11 protein-coding genes are annotated in these 7958 nt (G+C 71.0%); 3 read left to right on the top strand and 8 right to left on the bottom strand.

The genetic code is table 11. The features are described 5' to 3' along the window. Window positions 1-202, top strand: a 202-nt coding sequence (locus ABD437_RS38300) for a hypothetical protein (RefSeq protein ID WP_344653887.1), incomplete at its 5' end; no start/stop codon positions are given. Here ABD437_RS38300 and scpB read toward each other — a convergent pair. The 6 genes from scpB to ABD437_RS38270 all read right to left on the bottom strand — a co-directional run bounded on the left by scpB (window position 186) and on the right by ABD437_RS38270 (window position 4178). Then, window positions 186-779 carry an SMC-Scp complex subunit ScpB gene (gene scpB, locus ABD437_RS38295; protein ID WP_425558339.1) on the bottom strand — a complete coding sequence of 198 codons (594 nt, stop codon included), beginning with the start codon at window positions 777-779 and terminating at the stop codon, window positions 186-188. The genes ABD437_RS38300 and scpB overlap by 17 nt on opposite strands. Further along, the gene (locus tag ABD437_RS38290; RefSeq protein ID WP_344653886.1) at window positions 776-1687 is read right to left on the bottom strand and encodes a segregation and condensation protein A; all 912 of its coding nucleotides are present in this window, start codon (window positions 1685-1687) and stop codon (window positions 776-778) included. The genes scpB and ABD437_RS38290 overlap by 4 nt, the downstream gene beginning before the upstream one ends. 25 nt (window positions 1688-1712) lie before the next feature. After that, the gene (locus ABD437_RS38285; RefSeq protein WP_344653885.1) at window positions 1713-2393 is read right to left on the bottom strand and encodes a hypothetical protein; all 681 of its coding nucleotides are present in this window, start codon (window positions 2391-2393) and stop codon (window positions 1713-1715) included. A gap of 1 nt (window position 2394) precedes the next feature. Next, window positions 2395-2811: a hypothetical protein gene (locus tag ABD437_RS38280; protein WP_344653884.1), complete on the bottom strand. Its 417-nt coding sequence runs from the start codon at window positions 2809-2811 to the stop codon at window positions 2395-2397. Next, window positions 2808-3695, bottom strand: coding sequence for a ParA family protein (locus ABD437_RS38275; protein WP_425558341.1), 888 nt, complete (start codon window positions 3693-3695; stop codon window positions 2808-2810). Before ABD437_RS38275 ends, ABD437_RS38280 begins: the two co-directional genes overlap by 4 nt. A gap of 168 nt (window positions 3696-3863) precedes the next feature. Continuing rightward, a complete protein-coding gene (locus ABD437_RS38270) occupies window positions 3864-4178 on the bottom strand; it encodes a hypothetical protein (protein WP_344653882.1) in 315 nt (104 codons plus the stop codon). A gap of 203 nt (window positions 4179-4381) precedes the next feature. Here ABD437_RS38270 and ABD437_RS38265 point away from each other — a divergent pair, with 203 nt between their 5' ends. Beyond that, window positions 4382-5329, top strand: coding sequence for a toll/interleukin-1 receptor domain-containing protein (locus tag ABD437_RS38265; RefSeq protein ID WP_344653881.1), 948 nt, complete (start codon window positions 4382-4384; stop codon window positions 5327-5329). On the opposite strand, the gene ABD437_RS38260 is transcribed toward ABD437_RS38265, so the two are convergent. Next, window positions 5326-6294, bottom strand: a complete 969-nt coding sequence (locus tag ABD437_RS38260) for a site-specific tyrosine recombinase XerD (protein WP_344653889.1) — start codon at window positions 6292-6294, stop codon at window positions 5326-5328. The genes ABD437_RS38265 and ABD437_RS38260 overlap by 4 nt on opposite strands. Then, complete coding sequence (gene ald, locus ABD437_RS38255; RefSeq protein ID WP_344653880.1) at window positions 6291-7406, bottom strand: alanine dehydrogenase; 1116 nt, start codon at window positions 7404-7406, stop codon at window positions 6291-6293. The genes ABD437_RS38260 and ald overlap by 4 nt, the downstream gene beginning before the upstream one ends. Before the next feature lie 196 nt (window positions 7407-7602). Between ald and ABD437_RS38250 the strand changes: the two genes are divergently transcribed. Beyond that, entirely contained in the window at window positions 7603-7929 is a 327-nt protein-coding gene (locus ABD437_RS38250; RefSeq protein WP_084700387.1) for an NINE protein, read from the top strand. Window positions 7930-7958: the final 29 nt, after the last annotated feature.

Here is a 7958-nt window from a genome sequence, read left to right as displayed (position 1 = left end):
CGCCGGCGCTACCGCCACGGCCGGTGCCGCCGGCGCTACCGCCACGGCCGGTGCCGCCGGAGCTACCGCCACCGCGGCGCGGGCCGTCGCCGCGGCCGGAACCGCGGCCGTCGCCGCCGCGGGGGCCGCCGCGAGCGGCGGACTCACCGCGCTGGGGCGGACCGTCACCCCGACGCGGGTTGGGGTTACGTCGCGGCGATGACATCATCCAGGGCATCCATTCCGGGCAGGAGCGGCGCGAGCGCCGGCAATTCTTCCAGTGAGTTCAAGCCGAGCTTCTCGAGGAACAGCGTCGTCGTCCGGTACTGGTACCCACCGGTATCCGGATCGGTACCGCATTCCTCGATCAGCCCGCGGGTGAGCAGGGTACGGATCACGCCGTCGACCGAGACACCGCGGATCGCCGACACCGCCGACCGGGTGACCGGCTGCTTGTAGGCGATCACCGCCAGCGTCTCCAACGCGGCCTGAGTGAGCCGGGCCTGCTGGCCCTCCAGAACGAACCGCTCGACGTGCGGCGCGTATTCCGACCGGGTGTAGAGACGCCAGCCACCGGCCACCTGACGCAGCTCGAACCCGCGCCCGGCCTCGTCGTACTCGCCGGCGAGCCCGCGCAACGCCCGGGTGACCTCGGGCACCGCGCAGCCGAGCGTCTGCGCGAGCAGCCCCTCGGTGACCGGCTCGTCGACGACGAGCAGGATCGCTTCGAGCGCGGGTTCGATCCGATCCCGTTCCGGCGCGGAGAACAAAGCCCCGTCGGCCGGTGTCTCCTCGTTCAACCGCGTTCCTTCGTCTCGATCTCCGGCGCCGAGCGGCTCGTCGGCACGATCGGTGAGGACTGCTCGGGCCGGGTGTCGGCCGGCGGGGTGTCCGCGTCGCTGCCGTACTCGTCGATCTCGACGACGACGCGATCAGCTCCCCCCACCCAGCGTACGTGGAGTTCGCCCAAGGGCTCGACCTGGTCGAACTGGAGCACGCCTTCGCGGAACAGTTCCAGCAGCGCCAGGAAGCGCGCGATGATCTCCAGCGTCGACGTGCAGTCCGAGCACAGCGCCCGGAACGACGCCTGCCCCAGCCGGGCCAGCCGTTCACGCAGGATCGCCGCGTGTTCGCGCACCGACACCTTCGGCGCGTGGATGTGCTCGATCGAGACCGTCGGCACCGGCTTGGGCGCCATCGCCTTCACCGCCAGCGCGGCGAACTGCTCCGGGGTGAGGCCCAGCAGCACCTCGGGCATCGCGGCCGAGAACCGCTCCTCCAGCTGCACCGCGCGGGGCCACCGGGTCGAGCCGTCCCGCTCCCGCTCGGCCAGGAACGACGCGACCTGCTTGAACGCCCGGTACTGCAGCAACCGGGCGAAGAGCAGGTCACGCGCCTCGAGCAGCGCGAGGTCCTCCTCGTCCTCCACCTCCGCCGCCGGCAGCAACCGGGCGGCCTTGAGGTCGAGCAGCGTCGCCGCGATCAGCAGGAACTCGCTGACCTGGCCGAGGTCCCAGTCGTCGCCCATGCCCCGGATGTGCGCGATGAAGTCGTCGGTGACCTGGCTGAGCGCCACCTCGGTGACGTCCAGCTTGTGCTTGCTGATCAGCTGCAGCAGCAGGTCGAACGGGCCTTCGAAGTTCTCCAGCCGGATGTGGAACTTCTCGCCGTACCCTGATCCCTGAGCGGGAGCATCGGTCTCGGTCACCGCATGACCGTACCGTGTGCGGCGCTCAACCCCAGAGAAGCAAGAACGGCCAGGTCACCAGGTCGAGGATGTAGAGGAACAGCGGGATGCCCCGGAACAGCGGCAGCAGCATCCCGGCGAGCAGGATCGCGATGCCGACGTTCTGGTCCTCGAGCCAGTAGCGGGCCTTCTGGAAGCCGGTACCGGGCCGCTTCACCGCGTGACGCAGCAGCCCCCAGCCGTCCAGCGGGGGCAGCGGCACCAGGTCGAGCAGCCCGAAACACAGCAGGCCGACGGCGAGCGAGAGCAGGAACATCTGCAGGCTGGTGCCCCCGCCGATCTCGCCGCGCAGCACGCTGGAGGAGTTCAGCGCGGCCAGCGACACCGGCTCGGAGGCCAGCACGAACGCCAGGAACGCCAGTTGCGCGGCGACGATGACCGCGATCGGGCCGGCCAGCAGCACCCGCACCGGGGCCGGGGCCATCCCGGCGTCCTCCACCTTCTTGCCCCAGCCGGTGCCCCCGACCACGGCCGCGACCAGCCCGAAGATGTCGACGTCACGCCGGACGTCGACGAGCTTGCCGCCGCCCCGCCGGGGTTCGCCCCACCCGGCGGGAACCCGGCGCCGCTGCACGGCCCGGATGGCCAGCACCCGGATGATCAGGCCCAGCACGAAAGCCAGCGCGAGACCCGCCAGCGCGATCGGCCGACCGAGCGCGAAGAGCACGTCAGTGGCCGCTCGCGAGCCGACGGACCAGCACCGAGTGCTCCCCGTTCGCGTCGTACTCCGCTAGCGCTATGGCGATCGCCTCCCGGACGATGCGGCCCCGGTCGATGCCGATGCCGTGACGAGCCCGTAGATCCAGCCGGGTCCGCTCGAGTTCGAGCAGCTCACCGGAGGACAGGTACACGGTGATCTTCTCATCGTGCCGCTGCCGACCGCTCGGAGGACGCGGCGACGCGCGGATGGGAGTGACCTCGGCCGGCGGGCCGGACCGGGTGGACGGCTCGCGCACGGGCCGCGGGGACGGCCGGGACGCCGCGGCCGGCGTCCCCCCGATCACCTCGACCGTGCTCGCCCCCGAGGGGGTCGTCGTCATCCGGAACAGCTCGGAGGCGCCGGGGAGCTGAACCCGCCGCCTCACCTGGCGAGCACCTCGCGGGCCAGGGCCCGGTAGGCCTTGGCACCGCCCGAACCGGGAGCCCACGTCGTGATGGGCTCGCCCGCGACCGTCGTCTCCGGGAACCGGACGGTCCGCGAGATCACCGTCTCGTACACCTTGTCGCCGAATGCCTCCACGACGCGGGACAGTACCTGGCGAGAGTGGACGGTGCGCGAGTCGTACATCGTCGCCAGGATGCCGTCGAGCTCCAGATCCGGGTTGAGCCGGTCTTTCACCTTCTCGATCGTGTCGATGAGCATGGCCAGACCACGGAGCGAGAAGAACTCGCACTCGAGCGGCACGATGACGCCGTGCGCGGCGGTGAGCGCGTTGACCGTCAGCAGGCCGAGCGACGGCTGGCAGTCGATCAGGATGTAGTCGTACTCGTCACGTACCTGGCGGAGCGCGCGGTCGAGCGTCTGCTCCCGGGCCACCTCGCTGACCAGCTGCACCTCGGCCGCGGACAGGTCGATGTTGGACGGCAGTAAGTCCAGCCCGGCCACGTTGGTCTTGACCAGCACGTCCTCGGTGCGGATGCCGGACTGCATGAGCAGGTTGTAGACCGTCAGCTCGAGGTCGTAGGCGTTGACGCCCAGCCCGACCGAGAGCGCGCCCTGCGGGTCGAAGTCGACCAGCAGCACACGCTGGTCGCACTCGGCCAGCGCCGCGCCCAGGTTGATCGTGCTGGTGGTCTTGCCGACGCCGCCCTTCTGGTTGCAGAGAGCGATGACCCGGGCCGGCCCGTGGCCGCTCTTCTCGGCCTGCGGGCTCTCCTCGGACCGGCGAGCCTTCCTCGGCTCGTTCACGATGCCCAGGGTGGCCAGGTCGAGTGTGGCCTGCTCCAGAGCGCCCGAGTCGTCGCTCATCACCGGGTTCGTTGACATCTCACCAGCTCCCGCCGCGTCTGCGTCGGCAGAGTCCGCCGAACTTGCCGTGAACCCTAAGGAGCTGGTGAGGCCAAAGCAAAGAATGTCGACAAACCCGCAAGTCGCCCGGCGTGTCGTTGCCGTGTCGCAACTTCGCCGTGTCGCGTCCTATGCGGACGCCACCGCGATCTGCCCGACGTCGACGGTCACGTCGACCGCGCGCTTCGAGGTCGCGGCCCTGGGCACGGTGACGTCGGTGTCGCCGACGTCGGTGTGGGTGCGCACGGCGTACGGGCCGGCGCCGGGCAGCCGCAGCGCGACCGCGCCCGTGGTGGTGGTGACCCCGACCTGGTCGGGCGCGGCGGCGTAGCGCAGGTCGACGTCGCCGACGCCCACCCGCACGTCGGTGGAGCGGCTCAGCAGGCGGTGCGCGGTGACCCGCCCGACGACCGCCACGATCCGTCCACCCGTGCGCGCGTTCATCTCACCCTCCTCGCGTCGGCTCCCAGCCTCGCGGGAAGTGGCGCCCCGCCCATCCGGCGTCGTCCCTGACTTCCCCCGGATTCCCGAGTTCTGGGTCACCCCGAACCAAACCCAGGGTTGCCCTGAACGACCTGTTGCAGTAAGTCTCGGACCCGAACACGTTCAGTGACGTCCGAACCGACGTCGAGAGTAGGCACCCGCCGATGACCCGCGTTTTCGTCAGTTATCGCCGTGAGGACGCTCGCTGGGCCGCCGGCTGGCTGCACGACCGCCTCTCGCAGGCCTTCGGGCACGCGAACGTCTACTTCGACGCCGCGTCGACGCCGGCCGGAACACCGTTCCCCCGCCAGATCCGCAGCGCGATCGCGCAGTCGACCGTGCTGCTCGTCCTGATCGGCCCCGGTTGGCTCGCGCCGACACCACGCGGCGGTCCGCGCCTGCACGACCCCGGTGACTGGGTGCGGTTGGAAGTGGAAATCGGACTCAGCCGCGACATGCTGGTCATACCGGTGCTGCTGGACGGCACCCCGTTACCGACCCGGGACGTGCTGCCCCGCTCGCTCCACGCGCTGCTCGATCGCCAGGCCGCGCCGCTGCGTCTCGAGAGCTTTGCCGGCGACGTGCACCACCTGTCGAACCTGATCCGGCAACCCGCCGCTACGCCGTTCCCGCTCGATCCCGGGCAGTCCCGCCTGTCGACGGAACGGGTCGCCCGGTTCCGACGTGTCGACGACGCGTTCCGCACCGTCTATCCGGGTCTGCCGACGCCGAAGTGGCGCAAGGTGCTGCACGCGGTCACCGATCGGCTCGACGACGACGAGGAGATCGGCGTTCTCCGCCTGCTTCTCGTCTTCGAACCACCGCCGTACCGAGGGGACGCGCTGACCCGATCCAAGCTCTACGGGGGTTACATCGCGAACTCCACGTTCAAGGCGCTGCTCGTGGTCACCCCGCGACGATCGATCGCCGTGTTCCGGTTTCTCGGTCAGGAACCGCTGACGATCGCGCACGGGGAGGTGCTCCGGGTGGAGGTCGCGCCGAAGTACCTCACGCTCGTGCTCGCCGATCACGACGTCGCGTTCGAAAGCACCAAGGACGACATCGCGGTGCTCAGCTCGTACTTCCACGGCCGCGTCGGAACGCGTCCTTAGCCGAGCGCCCGAGGGTGGGCCATCGCGTAGGCCTCGCGGAGTTTTTCGGCGGTGACCAGCGTGTAGATCTGGGTGGTGGCGACCGAGGAGTGGCCGAGGAGTTCCTGGACGACCCGGACGTCGGCGCCGCCGTCGAGCAGGTGGGTGGCGAACGAGTGGCGCAACGTGTGCGGCGAGACCTTGCCGGCCAGGCCGGCACGTTCGGCGGCGGCGTTCAGGATGCCCCAGGCGCCCTGCCGGGACAGCCGCCCGCCGCGGGCGTTGAGGAACAGCGCGGGGGTGCCGCGCCCGGCGGTGGCCAGCGCCGGGCGCGACCGCACCAGGTACGCGTCGATCGCGGACCGGGCGAACGAACCGACCGGCACCAGGCGGGTGCGGTCGCCCTTGCCGGTCAGCGACACCGTGTCGCGCTCACCGGCGGGCACGTCGTCGACGTCGAGGCCCACAGCCTCGGAGATGCGTGCTCCGGTGCCGTACAGCAGCTCGAGCAGCGCCCGGTCGCGCACGGCGCGTGGTTCGTCGTCGCCGCCGCCGGTGGCGTCGAGAAGGCGTTCGATGTCGGCGAGGGGCAACGCCTTCGGCAACCGGCGCGCCGGTGTGGGGGGCCGGACCTCGCGGGCCGGGTCGGAGCTCGCCCGCCCGTCACGCACGGCGAACCGGTGCAGGCCGCGGACCGCCACCACGGCCCGCGCGGCGGACGACGCGGCCAGCGGCGGGTGTTCGTCGTCGCCGGCGCGCAGCGAGGCCAGGAACTCGCCGACGTCACGCTCCCCCACCCCGGCCAGCCCGTCGACGCCGCGGGCTCCGAGGAACCCCACGTACCGCGTGAGGTCGCGCCGGTAGGACACCAGGGTGTTGCGGGCCAGGCCCCGTTCGACCGCGAGATGGTCGAGATAGCCACGCACGGCCCGCTCCAGTGCCTCCACGCCCGCGACCGTAGCCGGTGGGTCCGACCGGAGCGTCAGGCCAGTGCGTCGGCGAGGGGCAGCGCGGTGCGCCCGTGGGCGGCCGCGACCGGCTCGGACACCACGTGGCCGTCGTACGTGTTCAGCCCCAGCGCCAGCGCCGGATCGGCGCGCAGCGCGTCCTTCCAGCCGCGGTCGGCCAGCTGCAGCACGTACGGCAGCGTGACGTTCGTCAGCGCGTACGTGGAGGTGTGCGGCACCGCGCCCGGCATGTTCGCGACGCAGTAGAACACCGAGTCGTGCACCCGGTAGGTCGGGTCGGCGTGCGTGGTGGGGCGCGAGTCCTCGAAGCAGCCACCCTGGTCGATCGCGATGTCGACGAGCACGCTGCCGGGCTTCATCTCGGCCACCAGCGCGTTGGAGACGAGCTTCGGCGCCCGCGCACCGGCCACCAGCACCGCGCCCACGACCAGGTCGGCGTCGAGCACCGCCCGTTCGATCTCGTAGCTGTTCGACGCCACGGTCTGCAGGTGGCCCTGGTAGATGCGGTCGGCGGCGCGGAGCTTGTCGATGTTGGTGTCCAGCAGCAGCACCTCGGCCTGCATCCCGAGTGCGATCGCCGCGGCGTTCATGCCGGAGACCCCGGCCCCGATCACCACGGTCTTGGCCGCGTAGACCCCGGACACACCGCCCATCAGCGTTCCGCGGCCACCGCCCGAGCGCATCAGGTGGTACGCGCCGACCTGCGGAGCCAGCCGCCCGGCGACCTCGCTCATCGGCGCGAGCAGCGGCAGCGACCGGTCGGCCAGCTCCACGGTCTCGTACGCGATCCCGGTGACTTTCCGGTCGACGAGCGCGTCCGTGCACTCCTTGGACGCGGCCAGGTGCAGGTACGTGAAGAGCGTCTGACCGGCACGCATCCGGCCGTACTCCTCGGCGATCGGCTCCTTGACCTTGAGCACGAGCTCGGATTCGCCCCAGACCGCGTCGGGGCCCTCGACGATCTCGGCGCCGGCCTCGGCGAACAGCGCGTCGGCCAGCGAGGAGCCGAGCCCGGCGCCCGCCTGCACGGCGACCGAGTGCCCGTGGCGCACCAGCTCCTGCACGCCGGCCGGGGTCAGCGCGACCCGGTACTCGTGGTTCTTGACCTCTGCCGGGACACCGATCCTCATCCCAGCGATCCTAGGCCCGGAGGGCACGCCGGGGGCGGCGACGCGCTGTGACCACTGGTTGCATCAGTCAACGCCACTAAACGCGCTGGACAAACCGTAAATTTCGTTCGGCATTTGCCAACAAACAAGACACGAATTCACAGGTGTCGCCTACCCGATCGTGCGCGGTAACCAAAGCCCACTACGCTGCGGCGCCATGACCTACTCTCCACCTCCTGGCCAGTACCCCGGCGGTCAGCCGGGCGGCTACCCCGGCGGTCAGCCGGGATACGGCGCCGTCGACCCGGCGACCGGCCTTCCCTACTCCGACAAGTCGAAGCTCATCGCGGGCCTGCTCGGCATCCTGCTCGGTAGCTTCGGCGCCGGTCGGTTCTACACCGGGCACACCGGCATCGCGATCGGCCAGATCGCGGCGACGTGGCTGACCTGTGGCCTCGGTGCCCTGTGGCCGCTGATCGACGGGATCATGATCCTCGTCAACGGCGGCACGGACGCCCAGGGCCGCCCGCTGCGCCCCAACTAAGGCCCCCATGTTCCCGAAGCGCCGCGAGC

The sequence above is a fragment of the Cryptosporangium japonicum genome (genome assembly GCF_039524755.1).
Lineage (GTDB): Bacteria > Actinomycetota > Actinomycetes > Mycobacteriales > Cryptosporangiaceae > Cryptosporangium > Cryptosporangium japonicum.
This window is presented reverse-complemented; position numbering and strand designations above follow the sequence as displayed.

Coding starts and splice junctions, on each gene's coding strand:
- ABD437_RS38275 (WP_425558341.1), bottom strand. CDS start 3,695: ATGAGCGACGACTCGGGCGCTCTGGAGCAGGCCACACTCGACCTGGCC.
- ald (WP_344653880.1), bottom strand. CDS start 7,406: ATGAGGATCGGTGTCCCGGCAGAGGTCAAGAACCACGAGTACCGGGTC.
- ABD437_RS38270 (WP_344653882.1), bottom strand. CDS start 4,178: ATGAACGCGCGCACGGGTGGACGGATCGTGGCGGTCGTCGGGCGGGTC.
- ABD437_RS38265 (WP_344653881.1), top strand. CDS start 4,382: ATGACCCGCGTTTTCGTCAGTTATCGCCGTGAGGACGCTCGCTGGGCC.
- ABD437_RS38250 (WP_084700387.1), top strand. CDS start 7,603: ATGACCTACTCTCCACCTCCTGGCCAGTACCCCGGCGGTCAGCCGGGC.